This is a genomic window from Humibacter antri, assembly GCF_054777235.1.
On sequence record NZ_BAAHAW010000027.1, the window covers coordinates 22121 to 39944 of the forward strand.

Annotated in this window: 14 protein-coding genes; 6 read left to right on the plus strand and 8 right to left on the minus strand. The window is 67.3% G+C overall.

Going from position 1 to position 17824, the window contains the following annotated elements:
• Positions 1–17 precede the first annotated feature (17 nt).
• Genes ACYVDK_RS12105 through ACYVDK_RS12120 form a run of 4 tightly spaced genes read right to left on the minus strand, consistent with a single transcriptional unit; the run spans position 18 to position 6136 of the window.
• A complete protein-coding gene (locus ACYVDK_RS12105; RefSeq protein ID WP_460522031.1) occupies positions 18–905 on the minus strand; it encodes a carbohydrate ABC transporter permease in 888 nt (295 codons plus the stop codon).
• Positions 902–1867 (minus strand): carbohydrate ABC transporter permease, encoded by a 966-nt coding sequence (locus ACYVDK_RS12110; RefSeq protein WP_460522033.1) that lies wholly within the window; start codon positions 1865–1867, stop codon positions 902–904. The genes ACYVDK_RS12105 and ACYVDK_RS12110 overlap by 4 nt, the downstream gene beginning before the upstream one ends.
• Entirely contained in the window at positions 1857–4913 is a 3057-nt protein-coding gene (locus tag ACYVDK_RS12115; protein WP_460522035.1) for an alpha-mannosidase, read from the minus strand. The genes ACYVDK_RS12110 and ACYVDK_RS12115 overlap by 11 nt, the downstream gene beginning before the upstream one ends.
• A gap of 5 nt (positions 4914–4918) precedes the next feature.
• Positions 4919–6136: a DUF4185 domain-containing protein gene (locus ACYVDK_RS12120; RefSeq protein ID WP_460522037.1), complete on the minus strand. Its 1218-nt coding sequence runs from the start codon at positions 6134–6136 to the stop codon at positions 4919–4921.
• Positions 6137–6280: 144 nt separating this feature from the next.
• Here ACYVDK_RS12120 and ACYVDK_RS12125 point away from each other — a divergent pair, with 144 nt between their 5' ends.
• Positions 6281–6517, plus strand: a complete 237-nt coding sequence (locus ACYVDK_RS12125; RefSeq protein ID WP_460522039.1) for a hypothetical protein — start codon at positions 6281–6283, stop codon at positions 6515–6517.
• Here ACYVDK_RS12125 and ACYVDK_RS12130 read toward each other — a convergent pair whose 3' ends face one another.
• Positions 6518–7102 (minus strand): TetR/AcrR family transcriptional regulator, encoded by a 585-nt coding sequence (locus ACYVDK_RS12130; RefSeq protein WP_460522041.1) that lies wholly within the window; start codon positions 7100–7102, stop codon positions 6518–6520.
• Positions 7103–7276: 174 nt separating this feature from the next.
• Here ACYVDK_RS12130 and ACYVDK_RS12135 point away from each other — a divergent pair, with 174 nt between their 5' ends.
• The 3 genes from ACYVDK_RS12135 to ACYVDK_RS12145 all read left to right on the plus strand — a co-directional run bounded on the left by ACYVDK_RS12135 (position 7277) and on the right by ACYVDK_RS12145 (position 11655).
• Positions 7277–9745, plus strand: coding sequence for an MMPL family transporter (locus tag ACYVDK_RS12135; protein ID WP_460522043.1), 2469 nt, complete (start codon positions 7277–7279; stop codon positions 9743–9745).
• Positions 9746–9827: 82 nt separating this feature from the next.
• Positions 9828–10844 carry an SDR family NAD(P)-dependent oxidoreductase gene (locus tag ACYVDK_RS12140; RefSeq protein ID WP_460522045.1) on the plus strand — a complete coding sequence of 339 codons (1017 nt, stop codon included), beginning with the start codon at positions 9828–9830 and terminating at the stop codon, positions 10842–10844.
• 40 nt (positions 10845–10884) lie between these two features.
• Positions 10885–11655 carry a metallophosphoesterase family protein gene (locus ACYVDK_RS12145; protein ID WP_460522047.1) on the plus strand — a complete coding sequence of 257 codons (771 nt, stop codon included), beginning with the start codon at positions 10885–10887 and terminating at the stop codon, positions 11653–11655.
• Between the two features lie 40 nt (positions 11656–11695).
• Here the strand turns inward: ACYVDK_RS12145 and ACYVDK_RS12150 are convergent, their stop codons facing one another.
• Positions 11696–12676 (minus strand): LacI family DNA-binding transcriptional regulator, encoded by a 981-nt coding sequence (locus tag ACYVDK_RS12150; RefSeq protein ID WP_460522049.1) that lies wholly within the window; start codon positions 12674–12676, stop codon positions 11696–11698.
• A gap of 134 nt (positions 12677–12810) precedes the next feature.
• Here ACYVDK_RS12150 and ACYVDK_RS12155 point away from each other — a divergent pair, with 134 nt between their 5' ends.
• Entirely contained in the window at positions 12811–14808 is a 1998-nt protein-coding gene (locus tag ACYVDK_RS12155) for an aldo/keto reductase (RefSeq protein ID WP_460522051.1), read from the plus strand.
• Between the two features lie 51 nt (positions 14809–14859).
• Here ACYVDK_RS12155 and ACYVDK_RS12160 read toward each other — a convergent pair whose 3' ends face one another.
• Entirely contained in the window at positions 14860–15054 is a 195-nt protein-coding gene (locus tag ACYVDK_RS12160; RefSeq protein WP_460522053.1) for a DUF1918 domain-containing protein, read from the minus strand.
• A 414-nt stretch (positions 15055–15468) separates the two neighbouring features.
• Here ACYVDK_RS12160 and ACYVDK_RS12165 point away from each other — a divergent pair, with 414 nt between their 5' ends.
• Positions 15469–15858 (plus strand): VOC family protein, encoded by a 390-nt coding sequence (locus ACYVDK_RS12165; RefSeq protein ID WP_460522055.1) that lies wholly within the window; start codon positions 15469–15471, stop codon positions 15856–15858.
• A gap of 222 nt (positions 15859–16080) precedes the next feature.
• Here ACYVDK_RS12165 and ACYVDK_RS12170 read toward each other — a convergent pair whose 3' ends face one another.
• Positions 16081–17730, minus strand: coding sequence for a chaplin family protein (locus tag ACYVDK_RS12170; protein WP_460522057.1), 1650 nt, complete (start codon positions 17728–17730; stop codon positions 16081–16083).
• Between the last annotated feature and the right edge of the window lie 94 nt (positions 17731–17824).

Consider the following 17824-nt stretch of genomic DNA (forward strand, 5'->3'; position numbering starts at 1 on the left):
GGGTGGTTGGGTGGTGTCTATTTGGAGATGGTGCCGAGGGAGCCCAGGCCCTCCATGAAGTAGCGCTGGGCGAGGAAGAACAGGATGAGCGGCGGCAGCATGAACAGCAGGTTGGTCGCCATGTAGTAGTTGTATTGAGAGCCGGCGGTGTCGCTGAGGAAAGAAGCCATTCCGAGCGAGAGCGTGAAGTTCGACTGCGATTGCAGATACACGAGCGGGTTCAGGTAGTCGTTCCAGGCGAACTGGAACGACATGATCGCCACGGTGATCCACACCGGCTTCGTGATCGGAAGCATGATGCGAGTGAAGATCGTCCAATGGCTCGCGCCGTCGATGAGTGCGGACTCGTCGATGTAACGGGGGATCGACCGGTAGTACTGGTGTGCGAGGAACACGAAGATCGGGCTGCCGAAGAACGAGGGAAGGATGAGCGGCACCCAGGTGTCGATGAGTCCGAGGTCGATGTAGAGGTGCTGCAGCGGGATCAGCCCGACGATGCCTGGTACGAAGATGCTTCCCGAGATCAATGCGAGCCAGAGCTTGCGCCCGGGGAACTCGATGCGCGAGATGCCGTATCCGACGATCATCGAGCTCGCGACGGCGCCGAACGTCGACGCGACGGTGACGATCGCCGTGTTGAACAGGAGCCGGTAGAAGTGGATCTCGGCCGGGCCTTTCACGAAATTCGAGAAGTCGAACTGGGTCGGGAAGAACACTGGCGGCAGTTGGTTGATGTCACCGCTGGTCTTCAGGGCGATGCCGACCATCCAGACGAGCGGCAGCAGCATCGAGGCACCGAGGAGCGTGCACAGCAGGTACCACGCGACGCGGGAGACGATCCGCGGCACGCGCTGCGACAGTTGCGTTTGCCGCGTCATGGGCACGCGGCGTGCGGCGATGGTCATTGGTCGCCTCCGGCCGAGAAGCGGCCACGCGTGAGTCGCAGCATGACGACGGTGACGATCATGACGATCACGAACAACACCCAGACCTCCGCCGTGGCGTAGCCCAGCTGCGGTGAGGTGATGAAGTCGGCGAATCCGTCCGTGTAGATCTTGTACATGAGCAGATTCGTCGACGTGCCAGGGCCGCCCTTGGTGAGGATGGCGACCTGGTTGAAGGTCTGGAACGCCGCGTTGAGCTGCAGGGCGAGTTGAAGCATGAGGATGGGTCCGATCATGGGAATGGTGATGCGGAAGAATCGCCTGATGGCGCCCGCGCCGTCGACCTTGGCTGCCTCGGTCAGTTCTGTCGGGACCGCCTGCAGCCCGGCGAGGAAGATGAGCATCGTGCCGCCGACGCCCCAGACATTGACGATCAGGATGGCTGCGAGCGCCACGTGGGAGTCGCCAAGCCAGAGGCTCGTCGGGAGATGCAACGCGCGCAGAACCTCGTTGGCGAGACCGTAGGTCGGGTCGTAGATGTACTTCCAGAGGGTGAGCACCGCGACGGCGGGCAGCACAACGGGCAGATAGAAGAGGGTGCGGAACAGCTTGACGCCGCGCATCGAGCGGTCGACCAGCACGGCAAGCGCGAGACCCGCCGCCATCGTCACGGGCACCGAGACCGCAACCCAGAGCAAGGTCACGCCGAGCGACGGCCAGAACGTCGGGTCCTTCGTGAACAGTTCGACGTAGTTGTCGAACCCGACCCAGCGTGCGGGTGTCAGGCCGTTCCATTCGGTGAACGAGTGGTACAGCGACGTCACCATCGGGTAGCCGACGAACAGGATGAGACCGAAGATCGCCGGCGAGATGAAGGCGTATCCGATTGTCGCGTTGCGTCGTCGTCGCGAAGCGATGCCAGATGACCGGCTTCGCCCGCGCACTCGGGGCGGAGCCGCCGGAGCGGGAGCGTCAATCGCCATCGTGGCCACCTTTCACGTCCGACGCCGCATGCCGTGGCTTGATGCGGATCGTGATGATCTGGAACGGGCGCAGTTCGAGCTGCGCGCTACCGGGCGCATCGGGCAGGGGTTCCAACTCGCGCTCCAGGAGGTCGACGATCGATGCCGTGGCCGGGAACGCATCCCAGCAGAGTTCGGCCCTTGTGCGTGCACCGAGCGACTCATAGAGGCGCACGATCAGATCGCCCGAGCGGTCTTCGGCGAGCTTCACGCTCTCGACGACGACGCCGTGCCCGCCCTCGACCCGCACGATCGGCGCCACAGGGCCTTCGCCCTGCCTCTGCCGGAGCGGCAGGTTCAGACGGTAGCCCGCGGTCACGGCATCCTCGATGCTCGCGTCGCTGACGAGTCGATAGCCGAAACGATGCGGTCCCTGATCGGCCTCGGGGTCGGGGTACCGCGGTGCACGCAGCAGCGAGAGCCGCACCTGCGTTCCTGGACGTGCGCCGTCTGGATCGTCCCGGCGGTGGATGTCGTGCCCGTATGTCGAGTCGTTCGCGATCGCGACGCCGAAACCGGGCTCTCCGACGTGCACCCAGCGGTGCGCGCAGATCTCGAACTTCGCGGCGTCCCACGTCGTGTTGGAGTGCGTGGGACGTCGAAGGTGGCCGAACTGGATCTCCGATGCCGCGCTGTCCGTCAAGACGTCCAGCGGGAAGGATGCTTTGAGGAATCGCTCGGACTCATGCCAGTCGACATCGGTCTGAAAGTCCAGTTCGCCGGAATCAGGCTTGAGGGTCGTTCGCTGCACGACGAAGGAGGATCCGAAGTCCCGTTCGACGACCAGCGTTGCAGACCCGTCGTCCGTACGCTCGATGCGCCGATTGCTCACGGCGTCGACCACCTGAGCCGAGCCGAGATAGTGGCGGTCGACGTCCCAGGCGTCGAAGGCGTTCGGGAGGTCCTGGTGCAGCACCAGCTCGTTGAGTCGGCCGCCGCGGGCTACGAGTTCGCGGTCGCGGCGCACATCGATGAGGCTCACGATGAGGCCTGCAGCGTCGAAGGTCGCTCGCAGTACGCCGTTGTCCAGCACCGTTCCCGTGCCGACTTCGGCCACAGTCGTCTCGGTGGCGACCCGGTCGGGGAGTGCGGCGGCCCCCAGCGCGGGCACGCCCGCGGTCTCGAACGGACTCGCGTTGAAGGCGATTTGCACGCAGCCTTCGCCTGCGAGCGCGTCGAGTGCACGCGCGATGATGTCCTCGGACTCGTGAGCGACCGTTCGATAGGTCTCGGCCGCCTGTCGATGCACCCAGGCGATCGACGAGCCGGGGAGAATGTCGTGGAACTGGTGTAGCAGCACCGCCTTCCAGAGGCGGTCCAGCTCGTCGTACGGGTACGGGGTGCCGTGCAGGGCGGTCGCCGTCGCGCTCCAAAGCTCCGCCTCGCGAAGCAGATGCTCGCTGCGCCGGTTGCCCTGTTTCATCGCTGCCTGCGACGTGTAGGTACCGCGATGCGCCTCGAGATACAGCTCGCCGACCCAAGTCGGGGCCTCGGAGTACTCCTCCTCCGCGCTGCTGAAGAACTCCGCCGGCGTCGCATGCGCGACGTGCGGTGCTCCCTCGAGGTCGGCCTGCCTGCGGGCGCGTTCCATCATGAGCGCGGTAGGTCCGCCACCGCCGTCGCCGTGACCGAACGGCACCGCTGAGGTCGATGCGCCGCCGTGCTCGGCGAAGTTCGACACGGCATGGTCGAGTTCTGATGCCGACAGTTCGGAAAGGTACGTGTCGACCGGCGGCATGTGGCTGAACAGCCGGGTGCCGTCGATGCCTTCCCACCGGAACGTGTGGTGCGGGAACTTGTTCGTCGGATGCCAGGCGAGCTTCTGCGTGAGGAACCAGCGAAAGCCCGCCAACGCTGCTATCTGCGGCAGAGCGGCCGTGTAGCCGAACGAGTCAGGCAACCAGACCTCTTGCGACTCGACGCCGAAGCGGTCGAGGAAGTAGGACTTGCCGTACACGAACTGGCGCACCAGCGCTTCTCCACCCGGCATGTTCGTGTCGGATTCGACCCACATGCCTCCGGCGGGTATCCAGGTTCCCGACGCGACGGCCTTCGTGATCCTGCTGAAGAGCTCAGGCTGCGACTCCTCGATCCACGCATACTGCTGCGCTTGCGAGCAGGCGAAACGCAGCTCGGGGTAGTCGGCCGAGAGCGCCAGCACGTTCGAGAACGTGCGGGTGCACTTGCGGATCGTCTCCCTGGTGGGCCACAACCAGGCCGAGTCGATGTGCGCGTGGCCGATCGCGGCCACCCGATGCGCGCTCGGCTCGGCCGTCGCGGCCAGCAACGGGTGCAGCACGTCCCGTGCAGCACGGGCGGTGCCCGCGACGTCGTCGAGGTCGATGGCGTCGCAGGCACTCTCGAGTGCTGCCAGGATGCGCGCTCGCCGTGGGCGGTCGGCAGGGAGCGCCTCAGCCCAGCCGAGGAGCACGTCGACGTCGAAGGCGAGCGCTTCCAACCCGATGTCCGTCTTGACCACATCCGCGCGGCGCAGCCGGTAGAGCGGAGTGCCGCCGGTATCGGGACCGTCGCCGAGTCGTGTGGGGCGGAACGCGGCGGAGGCGATGTCGGGATTCGCCGCAGCCTCGATGTACAGATCGATCTGGCGTCCATGCACCGGCACGGACCGGTTTCGGGGGTGGATGCCCTTGAGAATGCTCCCCGAAGCGTCGAAGACCAAGCCCTCGCACTGGAAACCGGGGCCGCTGTCCGGCGCGAAGCCGATGTCGATCGTGACGTCGATGCGATGTCCGTCGCCAAGGCGCCAGGCATCCGGAACGCTGCCGGTCACGTGGAACCAGGTGGTGGACCATGCCGGCCCCCAGGCATCACCGATCGAGACGTCGTCGAAACGTCCGAGTGTGGCGTCGACGAAGGGCTCGGGCTCGCCGGGAAGCGTCCGGGCGGAGACGGAAAGCGGCGTGGTGGCCGCTTCCGTCGCCGGCCAGATGCGTTCGTGGAGCATCCGCCTGGCTCGATCGATGATGCGCTGGGGTTCGTTGTGCATGCGGTTCAGGACCTCGTGAAGTCGACCTTGACCAGCATTTGCGCGCCGGTCGAGGAGGTGTAGTAGGTGAAATAGCGGGTCAGGCCGTGATTCGTCGTGTACTCCGGGTGGGCGAATGCCGCATACTCGACGCCGGAGGTTCTCGGCGTGGCGAAAAGGAGCTTCGGCGTGCTCCACGGCCCCCATGGGTGCTGGGCGGTTTGGAACTGCACCTGGTCGCTCAGGAAAGGCATGAACGTGTTCGTGTACAGCCCGGTCGACGGATCGAAGTGCACCGTCTCGCCAGCCGCTCCGCCGGTCATGACCGCCACAGCTGCGGCCGGATCGCTCGACCATGCGAGACGCGGGTTCGCGTTCCCGGTGTAGAAACGCCAGGCGGAGCGGTCCTGAACCCGGTCGACGGGCACCCTGGCGACACCGCAAGCGTTGGTGTTCGAGCATCCGCCGTATGCGTAGAGCTCGCGACCATGCAGCACGAGCCCGTTGCTGCCCCAGTTCTGGGTGCTGGGGAACAGCTGGGTCGGGTCGTGGCCCTCCGGACTGGTCAGCGCGGGATCCTGATGCTCGATCGCCAGGCGGCTGATCTGATGCGTGCTCATGTCCACCGAGACGATGCCGTTCCCTAGCGGCTGGCCGACGAAGCCCGAGGCGCACGGCCCGTTGGCGGGGCCGCCCCGGCACAGCTTGCCGTAGAAGACGAGAATGCGATGCCGCGCCGGATCCGCAACGGCCGCGCCGGGCCAGAAGGCGAACTGTGTTCCGCAGTATGGATCGGTCGAACCGGTGCAGTTGGTGGAGGCGTGCGCTTCCTGGAAGGCCGTCTCGGCCGCGGAATAGGGAACGAATTCCGTCGGCGAACCCGTGTTCTGTTCATCGAACGGGTCGGTCGAGTGAAGGGTGATGCCGTTGCTCGCATCGAGATCACTGGTCACCGCGGCAGTGCTCGACAGAAATCCGTCGGGGTTTCGCACCTGGGTGTCGTCGAAGAACCAGTAGGACTTTCCGCGGTACAGCACGCTCTGTCCGTTGTCGCGAGCGACAACGTGTGCGTTCTGGTCGAGCGGACCGAGAAAGGTGACGTCTTTGACGGACAGGTCGCCTCGGTGCGAGTCGGGGCCCGCGATCGGGCCGGCAGGTTGAGCCACTGCAGGTGAAGCGGCCATCAGAGCGAGAACCGCGGCGAACGCGGGTAGCACCAACGTCATCGTGCGTTTGAGAGTCATCGTCGACGTACTCCTCGTTGAGGGGGCGATCGCGAACGCGACCTCCGTCAGTATGACAACGATGACAGTCAATTGTCAACGTTGTCATTTCGCATCGACCTTCAGACTCGGATACTCGTGGAGTCCCATAAAATGCGGAGCACAATGCTCGAGAACTTCCAGCCACAGCCCGGTTCACAGATCGTGGCCGTGAACAACACGCCGTTCACACTCGTTCAGCCCGAGGCGGGAGGGTCGTGGAACATCGTGCGCGACGACACCGTGCTCGGTTACCTCTACCGCAACGACGCGGGCGCGTGGGCCGTGTGGCCGCTGTACGAGGGCTGTACCTACATCGCCTCGGCGCCCACGCCGGGCGAGGCGCTGCGACAGGCGCTGTAGCTAGTCGGTCTTCGTCCAGGCGGAGCCCGGCCCGAGGAGCACCTGCCACAGCCAGTCGGCGGCCGTCTCCACGGTGGGCCGCGGGTCGCGTTCGAGCCACGCCCGGACCACGCCGAGGGCGGCGCCCGTGATGCCGGCTGCGACCACCTCGACCGGCACGCCGTCGTACGCCGGAGAGGCCGTGCGACTGATGCCCTCCATCGCGACCTGCTCGATGCGGTCACGCACCCTGGCGGTCACGATGGCTGAGCCGCGGTCTCCGAGCACGCGTGAGTACAGCGCCGCGTGCTTCTCGATGTGGCCGAGGTAGATCCGCATCGCCTCCGGCGGTCCCGACACCGGGCCGGTCAGCAGCGCGAGCCGTGCACCCGTCTCCTCGAAGGCCGCATCCAGTGCATCCGCAAGCAGCACGTCCTTGTCGGCGTAGTGCTGGTAGAAGCTGCTGCGGTTGACGCCCGCGCGATCCGCGATGTCGGCCACCGTGATCTCGTCGAGGGGCTGCTCGCGCGCGAGTTCCATCAGCGCGTCCTGCAGGCTCGCGCGGGTTCGGGTGATGCGGGCATCCATGATCCGCGATTCTGCCATGAGAATTCGCACCGATGCCTTCTCCGTGCAACCTGCGGGGAACTCCTGCATTCACTGTGAGTTCTCCAACAGGTGCCGGATTTCCGACATCTGTTGGATAGTTTGGATTCTATTCGCACCGTTCACCGTCGAGCTGCGCGCGCCTCATCGCACCCGAGACCAGAAAGGCTCGCCGTGGCCAACCTGCTCAACCGCCTCGGACTATTCTCCGCCCGGCGACCGTGGACCGTTCTGGTCGGCTGGCTCGCGGCACTCGCGCTCGCCGGCGGTGCGTTCCTCGCGTTCGGCGGAACGCTCGCCACGAGCTTCAACATTCCAGGAACCGAGACTTCGAGGGTCACCGAGCAGCTGCAGAAGCAGCTGGACCAGAGTGGCGGCGCGACCGGCACCGTCGTCTTCCAGACCACGAAGGGGTCGCTCGGCGCCGACCAGAAGCAGCAGATCACCTCGCTGTTGAAGTCCGTCGCCGAGGTGAAGGGCGTGGACGGCATCGTCGATCCGTTCCAAACCCAGGCTCAGCGCGAGGCGCAGCAGCAGAAGCTCGCCGACGGTCGTGCCCAGCTGCAGCAGGGCCAGGCGCAGCTGGATGCCGGCAAGCAACAGCTCGACGCCGCGACAGCCCAGGCGAAGGCAGCCGGTGTCTACGACCAGGCATCGGCGCAGTTCGCGGCGCAGCAGGCGCAGCTGGACCAGGGCGAGGCGAAGCTCGCCGCCTCCAAGAAGCAGCTGGATGCCGGGCAGAAGCTGCTCGATGCCGCCAGCGATATCAAGACCGTGTCGAACGACGGCAGCACCGCGATCGGCATGGTGCAGTTCCACGACAGTACGTTCAACATGCCCGCCGAGGTGAAAACCGCTGTCGCGCACGAACTGGATGCCGCGAGCATCCCGGGCGTGACCATCAACTACTCGTCCGAGATCGCCACCTCGATCAGCGGACTGATCGGTCCTGGCGAGATCACCGGCGTCGTGATCGCGCTCATCGTGCTCATCGTGATGATGCGCGCCCTGCTGCCGGCCGTGATGCCGCTGATCTCGTCGCTGGTCGGCGTCGGTGTCGGCGTGGCCGGATCGATGGCGCTCTCCGGGGTCGTCGACATGTCGTCGGTCACGCCGGTGCTCGGCGTCATGCTCGGGCTCGCGGTCGGCATCGACTACTCGCTGTTCATCTTGAACCGCCACAGACGGCAGCTGTTGGCCGGCATGGATGTGCGCGAGTCGATCGGCCTGGCCAACGGCACAGCGGGCAATGCGGTCGTGTTCGCCGGAGCCACCGTGCTCGTCGCCCTGCTCGCGCTCAACGTGAGCGGCATCCAATTCCTCAGCGCCATGGGAACCGTGGGCGCCGCGTGCGTGCTCGTCGCCGTGCTCGTCGCCGTGTCGCTCACGCCCGCCCTGCTCGGCATGCTCGGGCTGCGCGTGCTGGGCAAGAAGGCGCGCGCGCAGATCGGTCACGAGTTGCACCGTGCGCCGCTCGTCCGGCCCATGCGCACAGGTCGCGCCGTGCTGAGTGTCGTGGTGGCGGTGGTCGGGCTGTTGATCATCGCCCTCCCGGCCCTCTCGATGCGCCTCGGCCTGCCGGACGGATCGTCCGAATCGACAAGTTCGACGCAGTACAAGGCGTACAAGACGGTGGCCCACGAGTTCGGTGCAGGGCAGAACGGACCGTTGATCGTCACGGCGACCCTCCCGAAAGCGGTGAGCTCAGCGGATGTCACGACGACGCAGGCGAGCATCGTCGGCGACCTGATGTCCCGCAGCGATGTCGTCGCTGTGGCGCCGATCGGAACGTCGAAGGCGAACGACTTCATGGCGTTCGAGGTGGTCCCGAAGGACGGCCCGAGCAGCGCGTCGACCGAGAAGCTCGTGCACGAGCTGCGCGACCACGACGAACTCGCCGGCGGCGTGACGCTGGGGGTGGCTGGACAGGCGAGTGCCAATATCGACATCTCCGACAAGCTCGCCGGGGTGCTCCCGCTCTACCTCGCGGTCGTCGTCGGGCTCTCCCTGATCATCATGATCATCGTGTTCCGCTCGCTTCTCGTGCCGATCATCGCCACCGGCGGGTACGTGCTGTCGCTGTTCGCCGCTTTCGGCGGCATGACAGCGGTGTACCAGTGGGGATGGCTGAGTCCGGTGTTCGGGGTGCACGATCCAGGTCCGGTGCTGAGCTTCGCACCGATCATCGTGATGGGCGTGCTCTTCGGACTCGCCATGGACTACCAGCTGTTCCTGGTCTCCGGCATGCGCGAGGCGTACGTGCACGGTCTCTCGGCGCGTGAGGCTGTGGTGTCCGGATTGCGTGGCGGCCGAGCCGTGGTGACGGCAGCGGCCATCATCATGGTCTCGGTGTTCGGCGGCTTCGTGTTCTCCGACCTCTCGATGGTGCGTCCGCTGGGCTTCGGTCTGGCGTTCGGCGTGCTGTTCGACGCGTTCGTCGTGCGCATGGTGCTCGTGCCGGGACTGATGCACCTGTTCGGACGGGCCGCGTGGTGGCTGCCGCGCTGGCTGAACCGCATTCTTCCGGATGTCGACGTGGAGGGCGCGAAGCTCGAGCGCAGCCATCCGCTGCACGGGGTGTCGGCGACGAAGACGCACACCGCTCCGGCACGGGAAGCGGCGTCGTCCACCATCGCTGGTTGAGTTTGTCGAAACCAGTCCGGCCGGGTTTCGACAAGCTCGGCCGGCAGGAGATCCACCATCTAGATAAGAGGAGACAACGCACATGGCGAACGAACGCGAACCGCTGACCGCGAACAGCCCGATCGGGCGGTGGCTGGAAGATCCGGAGGGCGGCCCGCTGGTGCGCGGCCTGCTCGCCTCCAGCGGCGCCGACGAGTCGACGCTGGCGCCGATCAAGGGGCTCCCGCTGCAGCAACTCGTGGCCCTGAGCCAGGGTCAGCTGCCGCAGTCCGTTGTCGACGACCTCGTGCTGAAGGCCAACGGCGGCGTCATGCCCGAAGAGTCCGAAAGCGCCGGATGGTCGGAGAAGGCGACGTCCGGCCGGTTCGCGGGCAAGACCGTCGTCGTCACAGGTGCAGCCTCGGGCATCGGCCGGGCGACGGCGTCGCGGGTGGCCCGCGAGGGCGGCCGCGTCGTGGCCGTCGACGTGTCGGCGGAGCGGCTGCAGGAGTTCGCTGCAACGCTGCCGCAGGCGCAGGTCATCACTGTGGTCGGCGACATCACGAAGCAGGATGACGTCGACGCCATCGTGGCCGCCGCGGGGGACCGCATCGACGCGCTGGCGAACGTCGCGGGCGTGAACGACGACTTCTCGCCTCTGCACGAGACGACGGATGCCACGTGGGAGCGCGTGATCGGCATCAACCTGACCGGCGCGTTCAAGCTCACTCGCGCAGTACTGCCGGTGATGCTCGCCTCGGGAAGCGGCTCCGTGGTGAACATCGCCTCGGAGGCGGGCATCCGCGGCAACGCCTCGGGCAACGCGTACACGGTGTCGAAGCATGGCGTGATCGGCCTGACCCGAAGCGCCGCGTTCATGTACGGGCCGCAGGGCATCCGCGTCAATGCGGTGGCCCCGGGCGGGGTGGCAACGGGCATCCCGTTCCCGCAGAACGTGTCGCAGGCCGGTTCCGCTCGCCTTCAGCCGTTCCAGGCGATGATCCCGACCGTGGCGACCGCCGAGCAGCTCGCCGCTTCGATCACGTTCCTGCTCAGCGACGACGGAGTGAACATCAACGGCGCCGTGCTGCCGTCCGACGGCGGCTGGTCGGTGCAGTAGCGCCGGCTCGACACCCGCCCGCCGAATCTAGGCTGGACGGATGCCTCGCATCGCCCTGATCTCGGATGTCCACGGCAACACGCCTGCGCTCGTCGCCGTGCTGCAGGCCATCGACGCCGACGCCGTCGACCTCATCGTCGACCTGGGCGATATCGCCTCTGGCGGCGTCGACCCGAGGGGCACCCTCGATCTGCTGCGCGCTCGCACGGACATCCTCACCGTGAGAGGCAACCACGAACGCCAGCTGCTCACCCTGCCGTCGCACGACATGAGCGCATCGGATCGCCTCGCGTCCGGGGTGCTCACCAGCGAGGACCGGGCATGGCTCTCGGGGCTCCCGGTTCGACTCGAGCCCGTTCCCGGAGTTCTCGCGTTCCACGGGGCGCCGGAAGACGACCTCTGCTACCTGCTGGAGACGGTGGACTCGCACGCTGAGGACTCGCTGAGGGCTGCCACGAACGAGGAGATCGCGGCGCGGCTGGGCGAGTGGGCCGGTCGCTTCGAGCTCTACGTCTGCGGGCACACGCACCTGCAACGCACGCGGCGGCTGCCCGACGGTGCTCTCGTGGTCAACCCGGGCAGCGTCGGCTGGCCCGCGTATGAAGACGACGCACCCGTTCACCATCTCGTGCAGGCGCGCTCGCCGCAGGCGAGATACACGCTCGTCGAGCGGGGTCCAGAGGGCTGGTCCGCCGAGGAGCGAGCCATCGACTACGACTATCGGGCGGCGATCGACCTTGCCTTTCGGAACGGCAGACCGGATGTGGCGCACGCGTTGCGAACCGGCATGGTGGGCAGCGACGAGTCCTAGACCGTCCGCTCGGCACGCGCGGGTTCGAGGCGTGCGCGCTTCACGCCGACTCGCGCAGGAGAAGCGTGTGCGAAACCGATCGGTGAAGCGCGTCGCCGGTCTCGCCGCGAAGCAGCCCGGCGACGAGGTCTGTCGCGTGCCGGGCCACGGCGCGCATGTCGACCGCCAAGGTCGTCAGCCCGGGTGTGACGAGCGTGCCGATGTCGAGGCCGTCCACCCCGATCACGGCGACGTCGTCCGGCACCCGGATGCCCGCCAGCGCGAGACCCTTCAGCGCACCTACCGCAAGCACATCGTTGAAGCACAGCACGGCGTCCACCTGTGGCGCCTTCTCGATCAGCGACGCCACCGCGCCGACGCCACCCTGGTGCGTGTCGACGACGGCCACAACGGCGGATGGTCTCAGGCCGTGCTCCTCCAGCGCGGAGGCGAGCAGGCGGAACCGTAGCGACGGACCCTGGTCGGAGTCGATCATCGCGATGCGTCGGCGTCCGCCGGCGACGAGGTGGGCGACCGCGTCGTGCATGGCCCTCGCATACTCGAACCGCACGCCGGCACCCGGCTCCACGGGGTCGTCCGACAGCAGCACGGTCGGAACGCGCGTGGTGACGAGGTCCCGGTGCCGGCGCGCGAGGTGCCCGACGACGGCGTCGACTCGCCCCACGATCGACTCGATGCGTTCTGTGCCCCGCCTGCCGCCGACATCCGTCATCACGACACCCCAGTCGCGCTCTGCCGCGCGGTGCGTGAGCTCGGCCGCGAGCTCGGGGTAATACGGGTTGCGCAGATCGCCGACGACGAAACCGATCGTCACGTCTCCGCCGCGCACGAGCCGTTGCGCTGCCCGGTTGGGGCGATAGCGGAGCGCCGCCGCGGCCTCCTGTACGCGTCGCTTCGTGGTGGGGCTCACGTCGGGCAGGTCGTTCATGGCACGGGTGACCGTCTGGCGCGAGACGCCGGCCGCCGCGGCCACGTCGTTGATCGTCGCCGGCTTCACGCCACTGGATTCGGCCCTTGCCATGCTCGGAATCGTACTGGTAATGTCACTCACCGTGAACGTTCACGGTCAATTGTGACTCCGATGCGCTCGCGCCTTCTCTGCGCCGGCCCGCCCGGCCCACCCGAACACCGATCATGGACGACGGAGGAACACTCATGGCAGGAGAACTGCAGCACGTGCGCTGGGGAATAGTGGGACCGGGAGGCATCGCCCACCGGTTCGCCGAGCAGTTGCCGCACAGTGCAACGGGTCGCCTGGTGGCGGTGGCGAGCCGTGACAGCGAGCGGGCCCGCGCATTCGCGGCCGAGTTCGAGCAGGAGGCCGGTGGCATCCGCATCCACGAGTCGTACGACGCACTGTTCGCAGACTCCGACGTCGACGCCGTCTACATCTCGACGGTCCACACGCAGCACGTGCGGCTGGCGATTCAGGCTCTGGATGCAGGCAAGCACGTCGTCTGCGAGAAGCCGCTCTCGGTCGACCACGCGGGCGCGATGGCAGTGGTCGAGGCCGCCCGCCGCAACGACAGGTACCTGGCAGAGGCGTACATGTACCGTTTCCACCCGCAGACCGTGCGGCTCACCGAACTCATCGCCGAGGGCGCGATCGGCGACGTACAGCACGTGGAGGCCTCCTTCGCGTTTCGTGCCGAGCTGTCGGCGGCCCACCGGCTGATGAACCCGCACCTCGCGGGCGGCGGCATCCTCGATGTCGGCGGGTACCCGGTGTCGGCCGCGCGCCAGATCGCCGGCGCGGCGATCGGTGAGCGATTCGCCGACCCGGTCTCGCTCACCGCGAAGGGCGAGATCGGCGCCACAGGTGTCGATGAATGGGCCGCGGCATCGCTCGTCTTCGCCTCCGGCATCACGGCCCACGTCACGTGCGGCGTGCGCCTCGAAGACGACAACCGCATCGTGGTCACCGGCTCGAAGGGCCGCATCGTGGTGCCGCAGCCGTGGATCCCGAGCCCGACCGAGCCGAGCTATCTCGAGCTCAGTCGCACCGACGGAGCAGAGTCGATCCGCATCGAACCCGCATGGCAGTATGCGCTGCAGGCGGATGCCGTCGCCGAGTACGCCGGAGAGGGCCAGAGCCCGAACATCGGGTGGGCGGACTCGCTGGGCAACGCCCGCGCGCTGGATCGGTGGCGGGCCGCGATCGGCCTGCAGTATCCGTTCGAGGCGGCGACCACGAACATCCCACCGGCCGGCGGGCGCGCTCCACGCAGGCGACCGGATGCCGCCATGCGCTACGGGCGCATCCCAGGACTCGACAAAGACGTGTCGCGGCTCGTCATGGGCGTCGACAACCAGACGACACTCGGGCACGCCTCTGCCATGTTCGACGACTTTTTCGAGCGTGGCGGCAACGCCTTCGACACCGCATACATCTACGGCGGCGGTTCGATGGAGCGGCTGCTCGGCCAATGGATCACGAACCGTGGACTTCGCGACGACGTCGTGATCATCGGCAAGGGTGCGCACACCCCGCATTGCGACCCGGAGTCGATCGTGCGCCAGCTCGACGAATCGTTGGAGAGGCTGCAGACCGACCATCTCGATCTCTACCTCATGCATCGCGACAACGAGCAGATCCCGGTGGGGGAGTTCGTCGACGTGCTCGACGAGCAGGCGCGAGCGGGCCGCATCCGTGCGTTCGGCGGATCGAACTGGTCGATCGGGCGGTACGAGGAGGCGCTGGCCTACGCGGATGCGCACGGCAAGCAGCGCTTCTCAGCGCTGAGCGACCACTTCGGGCTCGCGCACGCCCTTGATGTTCCGTGGGCCGGATGCCGGCATGTCACCGACGACGAGGACCGCGCCTGGCTCGAGAGCACGGGCACCACTCTGCTGCCGTGGTCGTCACAGGCACGCGGGTTCTTCGCCAGGGCCGACCGTGCAGACGCCTCGGACGCTGAGCTGGTGCGCTGCTACTACAGCGACGGCAACTTCGAGCGTCTCGCGCGTGCACGGCAGCTCGCGGCGGAACTCGGAGTCGCGCCGACCGCGATCGCCCTCGCGTACGTGCTCGCCCAGCCGTTCCCGACGTTCCCGCTGTTCGGCCCACGCAGCATCGAAGAGACCCGCACGTCTATGGCGGGCCTGGATGTCGCGCTCACCGACGAGCAGGTCCGCTGGCTCGACCTGCGCTAGCGTCCCGGCACCGGCCGCCGTCTCGGCGGTCGGCCGAGGCCTGGCGACGGCTCAACCGGCGGGAGCCTCGTGATCGACGCTCGCGTCCGAGCCCGGGAACACGAGCGTCTCGTGTCCGTCATCGAAGCGCACCAGATACGGCGGCGCTCCGTCGTCGCCACGTACCTCGACGATCTCGCCATGCCGATCGGGTGTCTCGACGGTCATTCCGCGAATGAGGATGCGCTCGCCCACCGATGCGCGCATGGTCACCATCTCCTTCGACGCGTTCCACTACGAGCTACCGACCACTCCAGGCTACGTCGAGTGCCGGTCAGTGCAACCGGCGTTCGACCGAGCAGACCTACCCGAACTGGGTACGTGGGCTCTGTTCAGCAATGCTTGACAAGGCTCACGGCTTGGGGCCAAGCTTTTCTCGGGCCGTTCATTGCTCTCCGTGGGGGCGGGGAGCAAGCGGCCCGTTTGAAAACAATTCGCCCGCTTACCCCACTTCCGCCCGATGAGCCGCAGTTGCGGCCCGTCGGGCTTTGTGGTTCCTGGGGCGAGGCGGGCCTTACCCGTCGCGCCACAGGGATCGGCATCAGCTACAGGAAAAACGTGTCGCGAACGCTGGTTTCAGTAGCGCAAGCGGCGGAGGAACACCCCATCGAAGGAAGTGCGATGTTCACTGCGATCGACTCGTTCAGCGGGTTCAGTGTCGACGATCTCGACGCCGCGCGGGAGTTCTACGCGACCACGCTGGGACTCCGGGTGGTGAGCGACGGAGACATGGGCATCCGTCTCACTCTGCCGAGTGGGGCCGAGGTCTTCGTCTACGCGAAGCCGAACCACACACCCGCCTCTTTCACCATCCTGAACTTCGTGGTCGACGACATCGATGCCGCGGTCGACGAGCTGAGCGCCGCGGGCGTGCAGACGAAGATCTATTCCGATGCGGCGTTCCCCACCGACGATAAGGGCATCGCGCGTCCGGGCAACCCCGAGCGGGGCCCCGACATCGCCTGGTTCCGCGACCCTGCCGGCAACGTTCTCGCGGTCATCCAGGCATGACGATGACGGTGGCGCCGTAACAGCACCACCGTCACCGCGTGACCGGCCGGATGCGAGTTGCAACACGGTTTGAACGACTCTCGCGTCACGCCGGGTGCACCGAAGTTCGGCGCAGCCGCCCGGGATCACCGGCCACGTTCATGGTGCGCGGAGCACGGATGCCGCCACCTGGCACGGAGGCCAGGCAGCGGCGCCCGCCGCGCTCGTTCTCCTTGCCGCGGGTTACGCCCGAGCAGTGCGCCGGCGCGTGAACAGCAGCGCCCCGAGCCCTGCGAGCAGGGCCAGCAGCGCAGCACCGAGCGCGCCCACCAGGTCGGACCCGGTCTCGGCGAGCGAGTTGGGGCTCATCCCAGCACCGGATGCGTGCACCGACGACACCGTGGTCACGTACGACGCCGGAGTGCCGTTCGTTCCCGGGGTTCCCGGAGTTCCCGGGGTTCCAGGAGTGCCCGGGGTGCCGGGGGTTCCAGGAGTGCCCGGGGTGCCGGGGGTTCCAGGAGTGCCCGGGGTGCCGGGGGTTCCAGGAGTGCCGGGGGTTCCGGGAGTTCCCGGGGTTCCCGGGGTTCCAGGAGTTCCAGGAGTGCCCGGGGTGCCGGGGACCGTGGTGGTCGGATCGGTGGTGGTGGAGTCGCCGATCACGCTCACGGCGTTGCCGCCGATCGTGATCGGGAGGTCCACGCCGATCGGGGCGAGGATGCCTCCGAGGAGGCCCCCGTTCCCGCTGGTGGTGTCACCGGAGGTGCCTGACCCCGGTGCGACCGAGGTGATCGCACCGGTGGTGGTGGAGTCGCCGAGGCCGCTGATGGCGTTGCCGCCCACCGTGACCGGAGCATCCGCTCCGATGGGCGCCAGGAGCCCGCCGAGCAGACTTCCGTTGCCCGAGGTGCTGTCGCCGGCCGATGCAGCAGACTCGGTGCCCGTCACCGAGGTCGCCGGATCTGTGGTCGTGGAGTCGCCGAGGCCACTGATGGCATTGCCGCCCACCGTGACCGGAGCGTTCACCCCGACATCGCCGAGAAGCCCACTCAGCACACCGTCGGTGCCCGATGTGTTCCCCGCTGCGCCGGCGGCACCGGTCGTCTGACCCGTGGTCGTCGTGGTGGCAGGACTCGTGGTGCGCGAGTCCCCGGCGACGCTGATCGCGTTGCCTGAGATCGTGATCGGCGCGTTCACCCCGATGGGCAGCAGCAGCCCGCCGAGCAGGCTGTCGTTGCCGGTCGTGGTGTTCGGCGTCGCAGCTGCGACAGGGCCCCCGGTGCTGGTCGACGTGTCCGCCTTGTCGGATGTCGAGTCGCCCAGCACGCTGATCCCGTTGCCGCTGACTGTGATCGGCAGGTTCACCGTCACAGGCGCCACCGCACCGCCCAGCACGCTCCCGTTGCCGCTCGTGACCGCACCGGATGAACCGGTGGACGTCGGAGCGGATGCGGGCGCCTGAGTGGTCGTGGCGGGATCGGTGGTGGTGGAATCGCCGACACCGCTGATGGCGTTGCCTGCGATCGTCACAGGCACGGTCACCGTGCCGCTGACGATGTCGCCGGATGCGATACCCCCGTTACCCGACGTCGTCACCGGTGCCGGAGCCGCAGGGGCGGACGGCGCGGATGACGTCGACGCCGCCGGCGCGGGAGCCGAGGGAGCTGTCGACGTTGAGGTGGTCGCTGCGTTGGTGAGTGCATCGCCGATGCCGCTGATGGCGTTGCCCGCCAGCGAGATCGGAGCACTCAGGTTGATGCCGAGCACGTCGCCGGAGCCCGCTCCGTCGTTGCCGCTCGTGGAGGGCTCTGCCGCATTCGCGGCTCCGATGCCCGCCAGTGAAAGACCGCCGAGGATGACTGTGAACCACAGCCCTCTCGACACGATTTTATTCATGATGTAACTCCCCGAAGAGTCGTTGTCGTGGCTCCCCGTCCCGTGAGGCAAAGGCACGTCGAACGAGGAGACTGAGGTCTCGTCTTCCGCCTAT